Source organism: Pseudomonas arsenicoxydans, assembly GCF_006438915.1.
Taxonomy (GTDB): domain Bacteria; phylum Pseudomonadota; class Gammaproteobacteria; order Pseudomonadales; family Pseudomonadaceae; genus Aquipseudomonas; species Aquipseudomonas arsenicoxydans_A.
In genome coordinates, this window is the sequence record NZ_RCZE01000004.1 from 402425 (window position 1) to 421996 (window position 19572).

General features: G+C 59.4%; 17 protein-coding genes and 1 pseudogene. 10 read left to right on the top strand and 8 right to left on the bottom strand.

Annotated features, from left to right (window positions below; all coding sequences use genetic code 11):
• Positions 1–27 precede the first annotated feature (27 nt).
• Together EAH78_RS11005 and EAH78_RS11010 are read left to right on the top strand one after the other, a co-directional pair.
• Positions 28–2064, top strand: coding sequence for a sensor histidine kinase (locus tag EAH78_RS11005; protein WP_140667553.1), 2037 nt, complete (start codon positions 28–30; stop codon positions 2062–2064).
• A 3-nt stretch (positions 2065–2067) separates the two neighbouring features.
• Positions 2068–2649, top strand: a complete 582-nt coding sequence (locus EAH78_RS11010; RefSeq protein WP_140667554.1) for a cob(I)yrinic acid a,c-diamide adenosyltransferase — start codon at positions 2068–2070, stop codon at positions 2647–2649.
• A gap of 105 nt (positions 2650–2754) precedes the next feature.
• On the opposite strand, the gene EAH78_RS11015 is transcribed toward EAH78_RS11010, so the two are convergent.
• From EAH78_RS11015 to argJ, 3 genes are all read right to left on the bottom strand, one after another.
• Positions 2755–3705, bottom strand: coding sequence for a Nudix family hydrolase (locus EAH78_RS11015; RefSeq protein WP_140667555.1), 951 nt, complete (start codon positions 3703–3705; stop codon positions 2755–2757).
• Entirely contained in the window at positions 3702–4334 is a 633-nt protein-coding gene (locus tag EAH78_RS11020; RefSeq protein WP_140667556.1) for a glutathione S-transferase family protein, read from the bottom strand. Before EAH78_RS11020 ends, EAH78_RS11015 begins: the two co-directional genes overlap by 4 nt.
• Before the next feature lie 155 nt (positions 4335–4489).
• Positions 4490–5707: a bifunctional glutamate N-acetyltransferase/amino-acid acetyltransferase ArgJ gene (gene argJ, locus EAH78_RS11025; protein WP_140667557.1), complete on the bottom strand. Its 1218-nt coding sequence runs from the start codon at positions 5705–5707 to the stop codon at positions 4490–4492.
• Here argJ and EAH78_RS32130 point away from each other — a divergent pair.
• A complete protein-coding gene (locus EAH78_RS32130; RefSeq protein WP_161599679.1) occupies positions 5706–5858 on the top strand; it encodes a hypothetical protein in 153 nt (50 codons plus the stop codon). The genes argJ and EAH78_RS32130 overlap by 2 nt on opposite strands.
• Here the strand turns inward: EAH78_RS32130 and secA are convergent.
• Positions 5830–8565, bottom strand: coding sequence for a preprotein translocase subunit SecA (gene secA / locus EAH78_RS11030; protein ID WP_140667558.1), 2736 nt, complete (start codon positions 8563–8565; stop codon positions 5830–5832). The two genes, EAH78_RS32130 and secA, sit on opposite strands and share 29 nt — an antisense overlap.
• Before the next feature lie 307 nt (positions 8566–8872).
• On the opposite strand from secA, the gene EAH78_RS11035 reads away from it, so the two are divergent.
• Positions 8873–9328 carry a DUF721 domain-containing protein gene (locus EAH78_RS11035; protein ID WP_123432965.1) on the top strand — a complete coding sequence of 152 codons (456 nt, stop codon included), beginning with the start codon at positions 8873–8875 and terminating at the stop codon, positions 9326–9328.
• A gap of 121 nt (positions 9329–9449) precedes the next feature.
• On the opposite strand, the gene EAH78_RS11040 is transcribed toward EAH78_RS11035, so the two are convergent.
• Positions 9450–10937: a helicase HerA-like domain-containing protein gene (locus EAH78_RS11040; protein ID WP_140667559.1), complete on the bottom strand. Its 1488-nt coding sequence runs from the start codon at positions 10935–10937 to the stop codon at positions 9450–9452.
• A 184-nt stretch (positions 10938–11121) separates the two neighbouring features.
• Between EAH78_RS11040 and EAH78_RS33270 the strand changes: the two are divergent.
• The 5 genes and pseudogenes from EAH78_RS33270 to EAH78_RS11060 form a co-directional block, all read left to right on the top strand.
• Positions 11122–12153, top strand: a pseudogene (locus EAH78_RS33270) (HAMP domain-containing protein); the annotation flags it as partial.
• Between the two features lie 93 nt (positions 12154–12246).
• Positions 12247–13011 (top strand): methyl-accepting chemotaxis protein, encoded by a 765-nt coding sequence (locus EAH78_RS33275; protein WP_430539927.1) that lies wholly within the window; start codon positions 12247–12249, stop codon positions 13009–13011.
• Between the two features lie 217 nt (positions 13012–13228).
• Positions 13229–14341, top strand: a complete 1113-nt coding sequence (locus EAH78_RS11050) for a glycosyltransferase family 4 protein (RefSeq protein WP_140667561.1) — start codon at positions 13229–13231, stop codon at positions 14339–14341.
• Entirely contained in the window at positions 14334–15110 is a 777-nt protein-coding gene (locus EAH78_RS11055; RefSeq protein ID WP_140667562.1) for a DUF2334 domain-containing protein, read from the top strand. The genes EAH78_RS11050 and EAH78_RS11055 overlap by 8 nt, the downstream gene beginning before the upstream one ends.
• The gene (locus tag EAH78_RS11060; protein WP_140667563.1) at positions 15107–16102 is read left to right on the top strand and encodes a lysylphosphatidylglycerol synthase transmembrane domain-containing protein; all 996 of its coding nucleotides are present in this window, start codon (positions 15107–15109) and stop codon (positions 16100–16102) included. The genes EAH78_RS11055 and EAH78_RS11060 overlap by 4 nt, the downstream gene beginning before the upstream one ends.
• Here EAH78_RS11060 and EAH78_RS32305 read toward each other — a convergent pair.
• Both EAH78_RS32305 and purU read right to left on the bottom strand, forming a co-directional pair.
• Positions 16089–16265, bottom strand: coding sequence for a hypothetical protein (locus EAH78_RS32305; protein WP_170219113.1), 177 nt, complete (start codon positions 16263–16265; stop codon positions 16089–16091). The genes EAH78_RS11060 and EAH78_RS32305 overlap by 14 nt on opposite strands.
• Before the next feature lie 87 nt (positions 16266–16352).
• A complete protein-coding gene (purU, locus tag EAH78_RS11065) occupies positions 16353–17201 on the bottom strand; it encodes a formyltetrahydrofolate deformylase (protein WP_140667564.1) in 849 nt (282 codons plus the stop codon).
• 337 nt (positions 17202–17538) lie between these two features.
• On the opposite strand from purU, the gene mvaT reads away from it, so the two are divergent.
• On the top strand, positions 17539–17916 hold the full coding sequence (gene mvaT, locus EAH78_RS11070) for a histone-like nucleoid-structuring protein MvaT (RefSeq protein ID WP_007945872.1): 378 nt from the start codon (positions 17539–17541) through the stop codon (positions 17914–17916).
• A 112-nt stretch (positions 17917–18028) separates the two neighbouring features.
• Here mvaT and sbcB read toward each other — a convergent pair whose 3' ends face one another.
• Positions 18029–19459: an exodeoxyribonuclease I gene (sbcB, locus tag EAH78_RS11075; RefSeq protein WP_140667565.1), complete on the bottom strand. Its 1431-nt coding sequence runs from the start codon at positions 19457–19459 to the stop codon at positions 18029–18031.
• Positions 19460–19572 lie beyond the last annotated feature (113 nt).

Genomic DNA, 19572 nt, shown 5'->3' on the forward strand with positions numbered 1-19572 from the left:
ACGTGTTCCATTTAAGCGACGAACCTGATGCCATTGCGCCAGCGCCTCGAAAACCTCCCCGTCGGCCAGAAACTGCTGGCCGCCCTGCTGGTGCTGTTGATCACCATCCTGCTGGTCGCCAACCTGACGTTCATCAGCGCGGCGTACTACATTTCCCAGGAAAGCATGGCGCCCCAAGCCTTGCAGACCATTGGCCGACTGGTGTCGAACCCGAGCCTGGTGGCCGATGCCTTGAAGACGCCACAAAACGCCGAACGCCTGCTCAACGAACTCGACAGTTACTCTCCACTGCGTGCCGCCGCCATCTATGACGGCAAGGGCGAACGGTTGGCGCAGTTGCAGCATGGCAACAAGCTGAGCCTGCCGGGGCGTTATCAGCACATCGAGGCCTGGCAAGCGACCGAGTTTCGCAGCAATCAACTGATCACCCTGCCCCGCCCCGGCACTGAGCCCGGCCATTTGCTGTTGGTGGCCAGCAGCGAGCTGCCGATGGCGTTTTACACCGGTACCTTGACCGCCAGCCTGGGCATCCTGATCTTCAGTGTGCTGTTGTGGCTGGTGATCGCCCGGCAAATCAAACGCCTGATTACCCGCCCCATCCATGAGCTCGAAGAGCTGTCCCGGCAGGTGACTCGCGAAGAGAACTATGCGCTGCGGGCCTCCCGTGGCAACCACGACGAAATCGGCAGCCTCGCCGAGGCGTTCAACACCATGCTCTCGAGGATCGAGGCCCGGGAGCAGCAACTCAAGCGTGCCCGGGACGACTCCCAGGCCGCTTACGACCAGGCCCAGGGCCTGGCCGAAGAAACCCGCCATACCAATCGCAAGCTGGAACTCGAAGTCCAGGTGCGCAGCAAGATCGAGAAGAAGCTCACCGGTTTCCAGAACTACCTCAACAGCATCATCGACTCCATGCCGTCAGCGCTGATCGCCCTCGACGAACAGCTCTACGTGACCCAGTGGAATCAGGAGGCCAGCGCCTTGTCCGGCACGCGCCTGGACGAAGCGCTGAACCAGCCGATCTTCCTCGCCTTCGAACCATTGAAGCCGTTTCTGCCCCAGCTCAAGCAAACCGTCGAGCAGCACACCGTGGCCAAGATCGAGCGGGTGACGTGGTTCAAGGACGATGAGCCCAAGCATTACGCCCTGACCTTTTACCCGTTGATGGGCGGTGCCGGGCGTGGCGTGGTGATCCGGATCGACGACATCACCCAACGTCTGTCACTGGAGGAAATGATGGTGCAGTCGGAAAAAATGCTCTCGGTCGGTGGCCTCGCCGCCGGCATGGCCCACGAAATCAATAACCCGCTGGGTGCGATCCTGCATAACGTGCAGAACATCCGCCGACGCCTGTCACCTGACCTGCCGAAGAACATGGAGCAGGCCGAGCACATCGGTATCGAGCTGGAAACGGTCAACCAGTACCTGAAGGCGCGCGAAGTGCCGCAATTGCTCGATGGCATTCAGCAGGCCGGCGCCCGCGCAGCGAAGATTGTGACGCACATGCTCAGCTTCAGCCGCCGCAGTACCCGGCAAATGGCCCCGTGCGACCTGCCGGCGCTGATCGATCAAGCGGTGGAAATCGCCGGTAACGACTTCGACCTGGCGATCGGTTTCGACTTCAAGGGGCAGGCGATCATTCGCCAGTTCGATCCGGCCCTAGGCCCGGTGCCCGGCACGGCCAACGAACTCGAGCAGGTGCTACTCAACCTGTTGAAAAACGCGGCTCAGGCCATTCACCAGCGCGAGGACGATAGCGAGCCGGGGCGGATCATTCTGCGCACCAAGCTGAACCCGCCCTGGGCGGAAATCCAGGTCGAGGACAACGGTATCGGCATGAGCGAAAACGTACGAAAACGCACGTTCGAGCCGTTCTTCACCACCAAGGAAATCGGCCAGGGCACTGGTTTGGGCCTGTCGGTCTCCTATTTCATCATCACCAATAATCACAAGGGGCAGATGGAAGTGCAGTCGACGCCGGGCCAAGGCACCTGTTTCACCTTGCGCCTGCCCTTGTCGGGTGCGCCGGTCATCTCCCAAGAACTCAATCAGCTATCGAGGTAACCCATGGGCTTTCGCTTGTCGAAGATTTACACCCGCACTGGCGACAAAGGCGAAACCGGGCTCGGCGATGGTCGCCGGGTGCCCAAGGACCACCCACGGATCGAGGCGATTGGCGAAGTCGATTCGCTGAACAGTCAGGTCGGTGTGCTGTTGGCCGGGTTGGCGGCAGAAAGCGTCACGTATCCGGGCTTGAACGAGGTGATCGAGGTGTTGGCGCCTTGTCAGCACCGCTTGTTCGACTTGGGTGGCGAGCTGGCGATGCCGGTGTATCAGGCGTTGGACACGGCAGAAATCGAACGCCTGGAAGCGGCGATAGATCGCTGGAATGAAGAGCTGGGACCGCTGGAGAACTTCATTCTGCCCGGCGGTTCAGTGTTGATCGCTCAGGCGCATGTGTGCAGAAGCCTGGCGCGCAGCGCGGAGCGACGGTGTCAGCAGTTGAATGCGATTGAGCCGTTGGCCGGGGTTGGGTTGGCGTATATCAATCGGTTGTCGGATCTGTTGTTTGTGGTGGCGCGGTTGATTGCCAAGCGGCAGGGGGTTGCGGAGATTTTGTGGCAGGCGGCGGTGAAGCCTCAGGATTAACCGGCGTCTGTCAGGACGCCTTCGCGAGCAAGCCCGCTCCCACATTTCGACCGAGTGTACTCAGATCAAATGTGGGAGCGGGCTTGCTCGCGAAGGGGCCAGTAGCTACGCCAAAGAATCCGGCCAGAACGCCCGAATCCCCGCCACACCCTGCGCCCCGGCTTCCCAGGCTTGCTGCCGTTCTGTCGGGCCAACACCGCCCAACAGGAACACCGGCTTGCTGAAGCCCGCAATCAACGCCGAAGCCTGATCCCAACCCAACGGCTGAGCCTCAGGATGAGTCTGGGTCTTCTGCACCGGCGACAAGGTCACAAAGTCCACACCCATCTGCTCGGCCAACGCCAGTTCTTCAGCGTTATGACACGACGCCGCCAACCAGCGCGATGCCGGCAGTGGTCGCCCCGCCGCCGCGTATTTACGCAACTGGGCCGAGGTGATGTGCCAACCGGCTGACGGGAAATCACCGAGCCACTCGAACGGCCCCTTGATCATCAGCTGCGCCTTGCCGGCACACAGCCCCGCCGCGTCCACCGCCAGGTCGCGGTATTTCGGATCGTAGCCATTGGGCGCCCGCAGCTGGATCAGCTTGATCCCGCCGGCGATGGCTTTCTGGATGCCACGCAGCAAGGCCGGGGTCTCCAGGTCTTCAGGGGTAATCAAGTATTCGGTCGGCAAACGTGCAGCCGCGACGATCGGTTGATTGGCCGCCGGGAACTCGTAGTTCACCAGGTCGCGCGCAGACACCCACTCCAGCGGCTGACCTTCGGCGCCGTGGGGTTCGCCGGTAAAGGCCGAGACTTCCCAGACATCCAGCAACACCTGCTTGTCCGGGTAGTCGTGATGAACCTTGATCAACGGTCGTGCGGCGCTGACCACAATGCCCAGCTCTTCCTGAAGTTCACGGTTCAGCGCGGTTTCGACGGACTCGTCGCCCTCGACCTTGCCACCGGGAAACTCCCACAAACCACCTTGGTGCTGAGTGTCGGCACGGCGTGCAATAAGGATCTTGCCGCTGTTATCACGGATAACGGCAGCGGCTACATGGACTCGTTTCACTGCCCGACCTCCTCCAGACCTGCCTTCTGCCAGGCTTTGAATGCCGGCCACTGGTAGATCGCTTCGACGTAGGCCTCGTCCGCTGCCGGCAATTTCACCTGATAGGTGCGCAGGCGTACGGCAATCGGGGCGAAGAATGCATCGGCCAGGGTTGCGCCGCCGAACAGGAACGGGCCAGTGTCGGTCGCTGCTGCACGACATTCAGCCCACAAGGCCAGCATGCGCTGGATGTCAGCCTGAACATCATCAGGCGCCGACGACAGCGGCGCATCGCGACTCAGGTCGAACGGCATATTGCCGCGCATGGCAAAGAACCCGGCGTGCATCTGCGCACAAGCCGAACGCGCCTGGGCACGGGCGGCGGTGTCTTTTGGCCAGAGGCCGGCATCGGGGAATTGCTCAGCCAGGTACTCGGCAATCGCCAGGGAATCGGCGATGGTGCCGTGCTCGGTTTTCAGTAGTGGGACTTTGCCGGTTGGCGAATGTTTGAGCAGGCGTTCGCGGGTGTCGGGTTGACCCAGTTTGATCAGTTCTTCGGTGTAGGCCGCGCCGGTCAGGTCGAGGGCCAGTGCGCCGCGCAGGGACCAGGAGGAAAGCAGTTTGTCGCCGATGATCAGGTGCAGGCTCATGTTCGGGACCTTTGATGGAGTAAACAAGCCACTTTAGAGGGTGACTGGAAGTCAGCCTTCGCGAGCAAGCCCGCTCCCACATTCGATCGCATTTATTCTGGAAGCACTCGGTCAAATGTGGGAGCGGGCTTGCTCGCGAAGGGGGCGACTCGGTCTTAAGTACGGTACTCGGCGTTGATCTTCACGTATTCGTGGGACAAGTCGGTGGTCCAGATGGTTTCGCTGCAATCGCCGCGGCCCAACTCGATACGGATGGTGATCTCTTCCTGCTGCATGACCGCAGCGCCCTGGGCTTCGGTGTACGTCGCAGCACGTGCGCCACGGCTGGCAATGCACACGTCACCGAGGAACACGTCGATCTTGCTCACGTCCAGGTTCGGCACGCCGGCACGGCCAACGGCTGCCAGGATGCGGCCCCAGTTTGGATCAGAGGCAAACAGCGCCGTCTTGATCAGCGGCGAGTGCGCCACGGTGTAGCCGACGTCCAGGCATTCCTGGTGATTGCCACCGCCATTGACTTCAACGGTGACGAACTTGGTCGCGCCTTCGCCGTCGCGGACGATGGCCTGGGCCACGTCCATGCACACTTCGAACACCGCTTGCTTCAACTTGGCGAACAACTCGCCTTCGGCACGGGTGATTTCCGGCAGCGCCGCCTGACCGGTAGCGATCAGCATGCAGCAGTCGTTGGTCGAGGTGTCGCCGTCGATGGTGATGCGATTGAACGACTTGTTGGCACCGTCCAGCAGCAGGTTCTGCAACACGTCACGGGCGACTTTGGCGTCGGTGGCGATGTAGCCGAGCATGGTCGCCATGTTTGGACGAATCATGCCCGCGCCTTTGCTGATGCCGGTGACGGTGATGATCACGCCATCATGCTGGAACTGGCGGCTGGCACCCTTGGGCAGGGTGTCGGTGGTCATGATGCCGGTGGCGGCCGCTTCCCAATTATTGATTGACAGGTCGTCGAGGGCTGCTTGCAGCGCGCCTTCGATTTTCTCGACCGGCAGTGGCTCACCGATGACGCCGGTGGAGTACGGCAGCACCAGGCTGGCATCAACGCCCGTCAGTTCAGCCAGTTTGGCGCACGTACGTTCGGCGGCGGCCAGGCCAGGTTCGCCGGTGCCGGCGTTGGCATTGCCGGTGTTGGTCAACAGGTAACGCACCGGGCCTTGCACACGTTGCTTGGCCAGGATCACCGGGGCGGCGCAAAAGGCGTTAAGGGTGAAGACGCCCGCGACGGTGGAGCCTTCGGCGCAGCGCATGACCACGACATCCTTGCGCCCCGGGCGCTTGATGCCGGCCGAGGCGATACCGAGTTCAAAACCGGCAACCGGGTGCAACGTTGGCAAAGGACCAAGACCAACAGCCATGAATGCGCTCCTCAAAAAATGTAGTCATCACCGTCATGCGATGAACGGCGGTATTAAATGGCAAAACGCCGCGACGGGTGATGCCGGTCGCGGCGCGGGTATTTCAGCGATTGAAACGGGGTTTACTGGATCTGCCCGTGGCAATGCTTGAATTTCTTGCCCGAACCGCAGTAACACAGTTCGTTACGGCCCAGCTTCTGCTCGTTGCGAACCGGTGCCACGGCGAGGGCGACATCAATCTCTTCGCCCAACGGTTCCACTTGCTCAAGACCCGGTGCTTCTTCGTGATGGAACTGCATGCGTGCGGCCAGTGCTTCGGCTTCCTGACGCAGGCGTTGCTCTTCGGCTTCCGGATCTTCGCGGCGAACCTGAACGTGAGACAGCACACGGATCGAGTCGCGCTTGATCGAATCCAGCAGCTCGGAGAACAGCGTGAACGACTCGCGCTTGTACTCTTGCTTCGGGTTCTTCTGGGCATAGCCACGCAAGTGAATGCCGTGACGCAAGTGGTCCATGGTCGACAGGTGGTCTTTCCACAGGTCGTCCAGCACGCGCAGCACGATTTGTTTCTCGAAGCTGCGCAGCGCTTCGGCGCCCGCCTGGTCTTCTTTCTCGTTGTACGCCGCCATCAGCTCTTGCATCAGCTTCTCGCGCAGGGTTTCTTCGTACAGGTGATCGTCTTCGTCGAGCCATTGCTGGATCGGCAGCGCCACACCGAAGTCGCTCTGCAACGCAGCTTCCAGACCGGCCACGTCCCACTGCTCTGGCAGCGATTGCGGTGGAATGTGCGCGCTGACGGTGGCGTTGAGCACGTCCTGACGGAAGTCGGCGATGGTTTCGCCAATGTTGTCAGCGGCCAGCAACGTGTTGCGCATGTGATAAATCACTTTACGCTGTTCGTTGTTGACGTCGTCGAACTCGAGCAATTGCTTACGAATGTCGAAGTTACGGCCTTCAACCTTGCGCTGAGCCTTTTCGATGGCGTTGGTCACCATGCGGTGCTCGATCGCCTCGCCTGGCTGCATGCCCAGGGCCTTCATGAAATTCTTCACCCGGTCAGAGGCGAAGATACGCATCAGGCTGTCTTCCAGCGACAGGTAGAAGCGGCTGGAACCGGCGTCGCCCTGACGGCCGGCACGACCACGCAGCTGGTTGTCGATACGGCGCGATTCGTGACGCTCGGAAGCAATGACCTGCAAGCCGCCCGACTCGAGCACTTGCTGGTGACGCTTCTGCCAGTCGGCCTTGATCTGGGCGATCTGCTCTGGCGTCGGATCTTCCAGGGAGGCCACTTCCACTTCCCAGTTACCGCCCAACAGGATGTCGGTACCACGACCGGCCATGTTGGTAGCGATGGTCAGTGCGCCTGGGCGACCGGCCTGGGCAATGATCTCGGCTTCCTTTTCGTGGAACTTGGCGTTCAGAACCTTGTGTTCGATGCCTTGTTCCACGAGCAGGCGGGACATGTGCTCGGAAGTTTCGATGGTCGCGGTACCTACCAGCACCGGACGGCCCGCCGCCATGCTTTCCTTGATGTCCGCCACGATAGCCGTGTACTTCTCGTCGGCCGTCAGGAACACCAGGTCGTTGTAGTCCTTACGGGCCAACGGCTTGTTCGGCGGAATGACCATGACCTGCAGGCCATAGATCTGATGGAACTCGAACGCTTCGGTGTCGGCTGTACCGGTCATGCCGGACAGTTTGTTGTACAGACGGAAGTAGTTCTGGAACGTGGTCGATGCCAAGGTCTGGCTTTCGGCCTGGATGTTCAGGTTTTCCTTGGCTTCGATGGCCTGGTGCAGGCCTTCGGACAAACGACGGCCCGGCATGGTACGACCGGTGTGTTCGTCGACCAGGACAACCTGACCGTCCTGCACGATGTACTCGACGTTGCGGTGGAACAGTTTGTGCGCACGCAGGCCGGCATAAACGTGGGTCAACAGACCCAGGTTGTGTGCCGAATACAGGCTTTCGCCTTCAGCCAGCAGACCGAGGGAGGTCAGTGTTTCTTCGACGTACTGGTGACCGGCCTCGTTGAGTTCGACCTGGCGGGTTTTCTCGTCGACGGTGTAGTGGCCGGCCTTGGTGACTTCGCCTTCAACTTCTTCGATGTGCAATTCCAGCTGCGGGATCAGTTTGTTGATCTCGATGTACAGCTTGGAGCTGTCCTCGGCCTGACCGGAGATGATCAGCGGGGTACGGGCTTCGTCGATGAGGATGGAGTCGACTTCGTCGATCACGGCAAAATTGAGTTCGCGCTGGAATTTTTCTTCCATGCTGAACGCCATGTTGTCGCGCAGGTAATCGAAACCGAATTCGTTGTTGGTGCCATAGGTGATGTCGCAGGCGTAGGCCATGCGCTTTTCTTCCGGCGGCTGGAACGGCGTCACAACGCCGACCGTCAGGCCGAGGAATTCGTAGAGCGGACGCATCCAGTTGGCGTCACGACGGGCCAGGTAGTCGTTCACTGTCACTACGTGCACGCCCTTGCCGGACAGCGCGTTGAGATAAACGCCCAGTGTTGCCACCAGGGTCTTGCCTTCACCGGTACGCATTTCCGCGATCATGCCTTCATGCAAGGTCATGCCGCCGATCAGCTGGACATCGAAGTGGCGCATACCCATGACGCGCTTGCCGGCTTCGCGGGCGACCGCAAAGGCTTCGGGCAGCAGCTTGTCGAGGGATTCCCCTTTGGCGATGCGGGCCTTGAACTCGTCTGTCTTGGCACGCAATTGATCGTCCGAAAGGGCCACCATTTGCTCTTCGAAGGCATTGACGAATTGCACCGTCTTGAGCATGCGTTTGACTTCGCGCTCGTTCTTGCTTCCAAAAAGTTTCTTTAACAAAGGCGCAAACATATCGGCAGGATCTTCCACACTAAAGGGATGGAGGGCGGCCCCGTGAGTCGCCCGTGCAGCCCTCATGGCCGCATGCGAACGAGCATTCTACCCGGAAACGATGGTGAGGAAAGTGGCGTTATTCCACGATGCATGCACTGCGCTGTAACGGGGCTCACTTAAAATAAGGGCTTTTTACTGAACTTCAAGCCATTCATGGCAGAAGTTACTTGTTGATTTAATGGGTAAAGCGAGTGCAAAGCAATGGGTCAGGTGCACGAGGTGCTTTCTGCTACCATAGCGGCTCTGTTACTTCAGGTGTCTGATCATGGCATTTCGCCCTCTTACGGCCAGAGCACCCGCCGTCCTGCTTCGCGAAGCCAAGCCGCTGAAAGCTATTTTTGGCCACGCTCAACGCCTGGGTCATTTACAACGTCTGCTCGAAAGCCAATTGCAACCCGCCGCTCGCGAACACTGTCATGTGGCGTCGTGGCGCGAAGGCAGTTTGTTGCTGATCGTCACCGACGGACATTGGGCAACGCGCCTGCGTTATCAGCAAAAGCGTCTGCAACGGCAATTACAGATGTTTGATGAATTCGCCAGTCTGACGCGGATTTTGTTCAAAGTTCAGCCACCGACCGTGCAACAAGGTGCTGCGGGACACACCATCAGTTTGTCATCCGATGCGGGCGCGACCATTCAGGCCACGGCTGAGGGGATTAGCGACCCGAATCTGCGGGCTGCACTGGAACGCCTTGCGGCGCACGCAAAACCCAAGACCTGACACAAAACGAAATGTGGGAGCGGGCTTGCTCGCGAATGCGGTGTGTCATTCAACACATAAGTTGACTGATCTACCGCATTCGCGAGCAAGCCCGCTCCCACATTTTGACCGTGTCCGTTTATTAGCGGCTTTTTTTGCCGCCCAGTAGCGAGCCCATTAATCCGCGTACCAGTTGTCGGCCCAACTGATTGGCTGCCTGGCGCATCGCCGATTTCAGCGCCTGCCCTGCCGCCGTACCGAGGAATTCTCCGGCCTTGTCGGTGAAGCTCGGTTCCTCTGGCGCCGGTTTGCCGGGCGCCGCTTCTGCCTCCGGCGCCAACCCTTTGCGCCCCATCAATATTTCATAAGCCGATTCCCGATCAATCGGCTTCTCATACCGCCCCTTGAACGGTGAACCGGCGATCAGCATCGTGCGCTCGGCCTCGCTCAATGGCCCGATCCGCGATTGTGGTGGCGCGATCAACACACGCTGGACCATCTCCGGCGTGCCTTTATCGGCCAGCGTCCCGACCAGCGCCTCGCCGATCCCTAGCTCAGTCAACACCGACAAGGCATCGAACGCCGGGTTCGGCCGGAAGCCCTCGGCCACGGCGCGCAAGGATTTCTGCTCCTTGGCGGTGAACGCGCGCAGACCGTGCTGGATGCGTAGCCCCAACTGAGCCAGCACGTCATCCGGCAGGTCACCCGGCGATTGGGTGACGAAATACACGCCCACACCTTTCGAACGAATCAACCGCACCACTTGTTCCAGTCGATCCTGCAACGCCTTGGGTGTCCCGGCGAACAGCAAATGCGCTTCGTCAAAAAACAACGCCAACAGCGGTTTGTCCGCATCACCGCGTTCCGGCAATTGTTCGAACAGCTCGGCGAGCAACCACAGCAAGAAAGTTGCGTAAACCTTCGGTGCTTCGTGCACCAGACGGCTGGCATCCAGCAAATGAATGCGCCCGCGACCGTCAGCGGTCGGTTGCAGAATGTCTTCGAGTTGCAGCGCCGGCTCGCCGAACAGTGCTTCGGCGCCTTGTTGTTCCAGCGTCGCCAGCCGTCGCAACAGCGCCTGGCTGGAGCCGGTGGTCATTAACGCGGCGTCATCCCCGAGCATTTCCGGGTGGTCACGCAGGTGATTGAGCAGCGCCTTCAGATCCTTGAGGTCGAGCAGCAACAACCCTTCGCGGTCCGCCACCTTGAACGCTGCGTACAACGCCGACTGCTGGCTGTCGGTCAGTTCCAGCAGGCTGCCGAGCAACAACGGGCCCATTTCACTCAAGGTGGTGCGCAATGGATGACCGGACTGGCCATGAATGTCCCACAGCGTCACGGGATAGGCCTGGGGCTTGTGGTTCAGCCACGGCATCCCGGCGATGCGCTCGGCAATCTTGCCTTGGGGGTTGCCGGCGGCACCGAGGCCACACAGGTCGCCCTTGATGTCGGCGGCAAAAACCGCCACGCCAGCATCGCTGAACGCTTCTGCCATGCGCTGCAAGGTAACGGTTTTACCGGTCCCGGTAGCGCCGGCGACCAGACCGTGGCGGTTCGCCAGACGCATGGCCTGGGCGATGGGCTGGCCGGCAAGATCGGCACCGAGAACGAGTTGCAATGAGTCAGGCATTTTGTCACCCAATGGTTAATCTTTGATCCGGCGCGGCCGATACAAAACAAGAGACCATACAGAAATCAGCGTCGGTATTCCCTAAGGACAGGACAGAACTATCAGCTGCTTTTCACCCTGCCCGTTTTGCGTGCCTTTATAAAAGCACGCCCTGAATAATAAGACCTTAGCGGAACCCCAAGCCATGAACAAAAACCTGCGCTTCAGCCATAAAATTTTGCTTGCCGCCGCCCTCATCGTTATTGCCGCCTTTGCCTCGTTCACCCTGTACAACGACTATTTACAGCGCAACGCCATCCGTGAAGACCTGGACAATTACCTCAATGAGATGGGCGACGTCACCGCCAACAACATCCAGACCTGGTTGGCCGGCCGAATCCTGCTGATCGATAGCCTCGCTCAAAACATCGCCATCAACCCTGAACAGTCCAACGTCGCCAGCCTGCTTGAGCAGAAAGCCCTGACGTCAACCTTCATGGCGTCCTACCTGGGCGATGCCTCCGGCAGCTTTACCATTCGCCCCGACGCCAAGATGCCTGCCGGCTTCGATCCACGGGTTCGCCCTTGGTACAAAGGCGCAGAAAGCAGCAGCACCGCGACCCTGACCGAACCGTACATCGACGCAGCCACCGGCCAGACCATCATCTCCATCGCCACTGCCTCGAAGAAGGCCGGGCAAAGCGTCGGTGTGGTGGGCGGCGACCTGAGCCTGCAAACCCTGATCGACACCCTTAGTGCCCGCGATTTCGGCGGCATGGGGTATGCCTTCCTGGTCAGCGCCGACGGCAAGATCCTGGTGCACCCGGACAAAGCCCTGGTGATGAAGTCCCTGAGCGAGGCGTACCCGAAAAATACCCCGCGCATCAGCAGCGGCTTCAGTGAGGTCGACGTCGACGGCAAGGCGCGCATCGTCACTTTCACCGCGATCAAAGGCCTGCCCTCGGTCAACTGGTACATCGGCTTGTCGGTGGACAAGGACAAAGCCTTCTCGATGCTCAGTTCGTTCCGCGCATCGGCCGTGGTCGCGACCATCATTGCCGTGGCGATCATCATCGCGCTGCTGGGCATGCTGATCCGCATCCTGATCCAGCCATTGCACGTCATGACCCGTGCCATGGAAGACATCGCCGACGGTGAAGGCGACCTGACCAAGCGCCTGACCATCCAGAACAACGATGAATTCGGCCTCCTCGGTACCGCGTTCAACCGTTTTGTCGAACGTGTTCATACCTCTATCCGTGAAGTGTCCTCGGCCACCGGGCAAGTCAACGAAGTGGCGCTGCGCGTGGTGGCCGCCTCGAACTCCTCGATGTTCAACTCCGATCAGCAGGCCTCGCGCACCAGCAGCGTCGCCGCCGCGATCAATCAGCTCGGGGCCGCCGCCCAGGAAATCGCCCGCAACGCCGCGCAAGCGTCGAGTCAGGCCAGCGATGCCCGCAGCCTGGCCGAAGACGGCCAGCAAGTGGTGGACCGCAGCATCAAAGCGATGAATCAGCTGTCGAGCATGCTCAGCGCCTCGAGCACCAACATCGAATCGCTGAACAGCAAAACCGTGAACATCGGTCAAATCCTCGAAGTGATCACCAGCATTTCCCAGCAAACCAACCTGCTGGCACTCAACGCCGCCATCGAAGCGGCCCGCGCCGGTGAAGCCGGCCGCGGTTTCGCGGTGGTGGCGGATGAAGTCCGTAACCTGGCGCACCGCACCCAGGAATCGGCGCAACAGGTGCAGACCATGATCGAGGAGCTGCAAGTCGGCGCCCGCGAATCCGTCAGCACCATGAGCGACAGCCAGCGCCACAGTCAGGACAGCGTGGAAATCGCCAACCTGGCCGGCGAGCGTTTGAACAGCGTGACGTTGCGCATCGGCGAAATCGACGGCATGAACCAATCGGTGGCGACCGCGACGGAAGAGCAGACCGCGGTGGTGGAGTCGATCAACGTCGACATTACCGAGATCAATACGCTGAACCAGGAAGGCGTGGAAAACCTGCAATCGACGTTGCGCGCATGCTCGGATCTTGAGCAGCAGGCTTCGCGACTGAAGCAATTGGTAGGCAGTTTCCGAATCTAAGCTGATTCTGAAGGCCCCTTCGCGAGCAAGCCCGCTCCCACATTCGATCGCATTCTTTCTGGAAGAACTCGGTTAAATGTGGGAGCGGGCTTGCTCGCGAAGGCGTCCTGCAAAACACCACAATCCCCGCTGACACCCCGCCACAAAACCCCAACCGAACATCTATCCTTCATAAAGGTCAACCAAAGGAGAGCAACAGACCGGAGGGCAGCTCATCGTGCATATCGCGGACATCACCATGTTCTACGCCCCGGCCAGCGGTGGCGTGCGCACGTATCTGGATGCCAAGCACCGTCGCCTGGGGATAAAGCCAGGCATTCGCCACAGTCTGTTGATTCCAGGCGCTCACCTGAGTGAAACGGATGGCGTCTACACGGTGCCCGCCCCCGCTCTGCCCTTTGGCAAGGGTTATCGTTTTCCGCTGCGCCTCGCTCCCTGGCGAAATGTCCTTCAGGATTTACAGCCCGATCTGATCGAAGTGGGCGACCCGTATCTCACCGCTTGGGCGGCACTCGACGCGCGGCGCCAACTGGATGTCCCTGTCATCGGTTTTTATCACTCGGACTTGCCGCTGCTGGTCAGCAACCGGATGGGCAACTGGGTCACCACCAATGTCGAGGCCTATGTCAGCAAGCTCTACGGCAACTTCGACCGGGTGCTGGCGCCGAGCCGGGTCATGGCCGACAAATTGAGCGCACTGGGCGTGAAAAACGTCTACGTCCAACCCTTGGGCGTCGACTTGCAGACTTTCAACCCCAGCGCCCGAGATCCTGGTCTGCGCGCCGAACTGGGCATTGATGAAAACACGCACCTGCTGATTTTCGCCGGGCGCGGTTCCAAGGAAAAAAACCTGCCGGTGCTGCTCAAGTGCATGGTACGTCTGGGGCCGCGTTTTCACCTGCTGCTGGTGGGTTCGTCGATGCCGGCCACGGTGCCGGACAACGTCACGGTGGTCGACGGGTTCTGCCCGGCCGCACACGTCGCGCGATTGATGGCCAGCGCCGATGCCTTGTTGCATGCCGGCGACCAGGAAACGTTCGGGCTGGTGATACTCGAAGCCATGGCCAGCGGTATTCCGGTGGTCGCCGTGGCCGCCGGCGCCTTTCCGGAAATTGTGACCGAGCACTGCGGTTTGCTCTGCACGCCGAACAATTCGACGGCCATGGCCAACGCCGTTCGCGAGTTGTTCAGTCAGGGCAGCGTGGCGATGGGCAAAACAGCGCGCCGTCACGTCGAGCGACAATACAGCTGGGATACCGTGGTCAACAGCCTGCTGGGGCATTATCACGCCGTACTCGGCAGCCCATGGCCGCTGGCGGCCAATGGATAACCCGATGAACCCGCCCAGCGTGTTACTGGTATTGCACGACGTAGCGCCGTCGACCTTGGCCGACTATCAACCTTTCGTTGAAGCCGTCGACGCCTTGGGCGAGGTGCCGATGACCTGGCTGGTGGTGCCGGATTTTCACAAACACAACAGCCTTGAGGCTCATCCGGGATTTCGACGCGTGCTCACCCATCGTGTTGTACGAGGTGACGAACTGGCATTGCACGGCTACTTTCATTGCGATGAAGGCCCACCGCCCGGCACCCCACGAGACTGGTTCATGCGACGGATCTACACCCATGAAGGCGAGTTTTACACTCTGTCGCAACACGCAGCCCTCGACCGGCTGCGCGCAGGCATTGAGGTCTTTGATCGCTACCACTGGCCGCTGGAAGGGTTTGTCGCCCCGGCCTGGCTGATGAGCAAAGGCACGCGTGAGGCCTTGCGCCAACTGCCACTGCGCTACACCAGCGACGCCCAGCATTTATATCAATTACCGGATTTCACACCGATTGATGCACCCGGTCTGGTCTGGAGCGCGCGCAGTGCCTGGCGCCGGGGCCTGTCGAAACTGCTCAGCGATCAGCGCGAACAACAATGGCGCGAGGCGCCGGTCATTCGGCTGGGCCTGCACCCGGTGGACATGCGCCACGAGTTCTCCCGCCATTACTGGTTGCAAACCCTCAAGCGCTTGCTCGATGGCGGGCGCGTACCAATGACCAAATCGCAATGGCTGGCGCTGCAACGCGACCCGCTCGGTCGCGCCGCATGAGCCGGGGCATTCTGCTGTTCGTCGCCCTGCTGGCGGCGGTGCTGATCCCGCTGCTGCTGGGCGGTAACCAGACCTGGTCGCGGCTGCAAAGCTTTCCAGTGAGCTGGCTACTGATCATGTTCGGCATGATTCTGCTGTGCTGGGGGGTGAACACCCTGCGTCTGCGCCTGTTGCTGGGCGATCAGCGCGACAAGGTCAGCCCGCTCAAAAGCCTCGGCGTGGTCATGGCCGCCGAGTTTGCCTATTGCGCCACACCCGGCGGCAGCGGTGGACCGCTGGCGATCATGGCGTTGCTCGCGCGCAATGGTGTGCGACCGGCCAGAGGCAGCGCGGTGTTCGCCATGGATCAACTCAGCGACCTGCTGTTTTTTCTCTGTGCCCTGAGCGGGATTTTGATTTATGCGCTGTTCCAGCACCTCAGCCAGCGCATGGAGTGGTTACTGACTGTCAGCGTGATTTCGATGTTCGGCGGGTTGATCTGCTGCGTGATGGTCGCCCGCTACCATCGTCTGCTGATTCGCCTGAGCGGACGGTTACTGGCTCGCCTGAAGGTAAAAAGCACGACGCGCCTGCGCTGGGCACGAAAACTCCTGCACTTCCTCGCCGCCTTCACTGACACGTTGAAGTTGCCCTTGCAGACATTGATCACGGTGTTTGCGCTGACCTGCGTGCATTGGGTATTGCGCTACAGCGTGTTGTATCTGGCATTGCGCGGGCTGGGGGCGGATTTGCAGTGGGCCTGGTGCTTCCTGATCCAGATGCTGTCGCTCAGCGCCGGGCAATTCAGCCTGCTGCCGGGCGGTGCCGGGGCGGCGGAGTTGACGTCGGCAGCCTTACTCGCGCCCATGGTGGGAAAATCAACCGCCGCCGCGGCGATTCTTATCTGGCGGGCGGTGACTTATTACTTCTACCTGATCGCGGGTGGCCCGGTGTTTTTGTTGATGCTGGGACGGCCGCTATTGCGGAAGTTGATGAAGGTCAAACAGGCTTGATCTTGTCTTCGGGGCCTTGCTGTAACTGTTCCCACAACTCGGCAGCACCGGGAAACTCCGTGCCATCTTCCGGGCTCATGTCATCCGGGTCATAACGACTCAAACAACCTTCGCCCAAAGTAGCGGGCGCTTTGGAAGTGGCTTTGTCGAGTGGATCGGCCATGGTTAAAGTCCTCAGTGCAGAAACGGCGAAGGGCCTGAAGCGATTGAACGCCCAAGCCCTTCGAATTTCAACTGTAGTGCGCTGTTATCAGAACACGACCGTCTTGTTGCCGTGTACCAACACCCGGTCTTCCAGGTGATAACGCAGACCGCGTGCCAGCACCATCTTCTCGACGTCACGGCCGAAACGCACCATGTCTTCAATACTGTCACTGTGGCTGACACGTACCACGTCCTGCTCGATGATCGGGCCGGCATCCAGCTCTTCGGTCACGTAGTGGCAGGTTGCGCCAATCAACTTCACGCCACGCAAGGAAGCCTGGTGATAAGGCTTGGCGCCAACGAACGACGGCAGGAAGCTGTGGTGAATGTTGATGACCTTGTGCGCATATTCGCTGCACAACGCTGGCGGCAGGATTTGCATGTAACGGGCAAGTACCACCACTTCAGCCTCATGCTGTTTGACCAGACGCGAGACTTCGGCGAACGCCGGCTCTTTGTCCTGTGGATTGACCGGCACATGGTAATAAGGAATGCCGTGCCACTCGACCATGCTGCGCAAGTCGTCATGGTTAGAAATCACACAGGAGATTTCGCAGTCCAGTTCATCGCTGTGCCAGCGGTGCAGCAAGTCAGCCAGGCAATGGGATTCGCGGCTGGCCATCAACACCACGCGTTTTTTCTGCGCGGTGTCGGTGATGCGCCAGTTCATCGAGAACTCTTCAGCTATCGGCGCAAAGGCTTCGCGAAAGGCTTCGATACCGAAAGGCAGCGAATCGGCACGAATTTCGTGACGCATGAAGAACCAGCCACTGAGGTTGTCCGAGTGATGGCTCGCTTCGGTGATCCAGCCGTTATGTGACGCCAGAAAGTTACTGACTTTAGCAACGATGCCGACGCGGTCCGGGCAAGCAATCACCAGCCGAAAAGTGCGCATGAGGGGGAAACTCCAGAACTTCGCAAAGGCCGCCATTCTAGCGATTACGCAACAAAACTGCAGTATTGATGACGTCTTGCCCGGCACACGGTCTGCGAAGCCGGTCAGGAAAGCACCCGTTCCCCGCGCGCTGGTGATCTTTTAGTCGATATCAAGAGTCGATTTGTGAAGATCTGTGATGACTGCACCACACTATTTAACCAGCTCTTCAATTTGTGCCCTATTCCTGACAACTAATTTAATTAAAACACCGGTTAAATGTTTACTTGATGAAACACCCTGACTATTATTGCGCCACTGTCCCCTGCCACCCAGTCTCCAACATAAGGTAGTCCTCATGTCCTTGATCAACGAATATCGCGCCACCGAAGAAGCCATCAAAGAGCTGCAAGCCCGTTTGAAGAACCTGTCCCAAGACGACAAACTGCAAACCGAGCTGGAATTCGAAGGCAAACTGCGCACCCTGATGGGCGAATACTCCAAGTCCCTGCGTGACATCATCGCGCTGCTGGATCCAGAGTCCAAATCCAAAGCTCCACGCGGCGGCGCAGTAAAAACTACCGGCACCAAGCGTGCTCGCAAAGTTAAACAATACAAAAACCCGCACAACGGTGAAGTCATCGAAACCAAAGGTGGCAACCACAAAACTCTGAAAGAGTGGAAAGCCAAGTGGGGCGGCGACGTGGTTGAAGGCTGGGCTACCCTGCTGGGCTAAGCCGTAGCGCTTGTCACAAATAGCTTCTCACAGAAGAAAAGTGACAAAAAATAACGCCAGCGAATGCTGGCGTTTTTTTATGCCTGCAATTGAGGCAGGGCTATTTTCGTTTTCAAAGATTTAAACGTTTGCGTAATGCTTCGACATAATCTTGCCATTCATTGAGCACCTCTCGCTGAAACGATGTAGCAGTTTCATTCAATTGGGCCGCGGCTTCTGTAAAACTATTCAGCGTATTGGGTGCACCGCATTCGGGCACTGTCAGACGTTCCTGACAGAATATTTGCCAACGTTCTTGCTCCTCGAAATTCAACGTATCGGGGAAGTTGCGTGCGCGATATCGAAACAATAATTCAGGCAAACGTTCGTCATCGAAAGGCCATTGTTCTTGTGATAATTGGACAGGGTCCGCGATTCGGACTTGCTCACATAGACGCCTGTCCCGATCACCGATAAAACCATCGTATAACTGTTGCTCGGGGTCCTGGCTCGGCGTGAAATCTTCGCCTGCATAAATCGCCTGTACTTTATCTCGCCAAACTAATTGTGCGTCGATTAGCCGCAGCGACCGTTCCTGATAAAGCACCATGTCCAGCCCCAGGCGTTGCTGATCGACAGGTCGAAGTACCGACAACGGTGCGACCACCGGGCACTTGTTGATGTGAATGAGTTTAAGCGGCACCGGCAGTTCGCCTTCGGCCAGCTCATCGCGTCGGGTGTAGAGGCGCTGACGCAAAGTGTCCGCGTCCAGATCCAGCAACCCCTGGGGATCCAGGTGCAGGTCACAGACAATCAAGGCGTTCTTGTTACGCGGGTGCCAGGCCAAGGGCAGCACCACGCCGACATAACTGCGCGCCGCCGAGAACCGCCCGGAAATATGCACCATCGGCTGCAACAGGCGAATCTGGTCCATCACCTTTTGTTTACTGCGCAACTTGAATAGCCAGTCATATAACTTCGGCTGCTTTTCACGAATCAGCCGCGCCAACGCAATGGTGGCGCGAACATCCGACAGCGCCTCGTGGGCATTGCCATGATCAATGTGGTTGGCCGCGGTCAGGCGCTCTAGCTTGAGCGTCACCCGCCCCTCTTCATCGGTCGGCCAGACGAGCCCGTCGGGACGCAAGGCATACGCTGCACGCACCACATCGATCAGGTCCCAGCGGCTGTTGCCGCCCTGCCACTCGCGTGCGTAGGGGTCGAAAAAGTTTCGATACAGGCTGTAACGGGTCATCTCGTCATCGAAACGCAAGGTGTTGTAACCCGCACCGCACGTGCCCGGCGCCGCCAACTGGGCATGCACCCGGGTCATGAAATCCGCTTCACTCAGGCCCTGTTCGGCCAGTTTGCCCGGCGTAATTCCGGTGATGGCGCACGCCGCCGGATGCGGCAGGATGTCCTCACTGGGCTGGCAGTAAAGGTTGACCGGCTCGTCTATTTCATTGAGATCGAAGTCGGTGCGAATCCCCGCCACTTGCAGCGGACGGTCGCAACGGGGGTTGATGCCAGTGGTTTCATAGTCGTACCAGAAGATCGAGGTCAAGGGCTGTTCCTGAACTGAATATCGGCAAAGTCTAGGCGTTCACATCCCGCCCCGGCCAGTAATCTGTCATTCAATCACCTGCGGCCACTCACCGTGCAATACATAGTTATGTC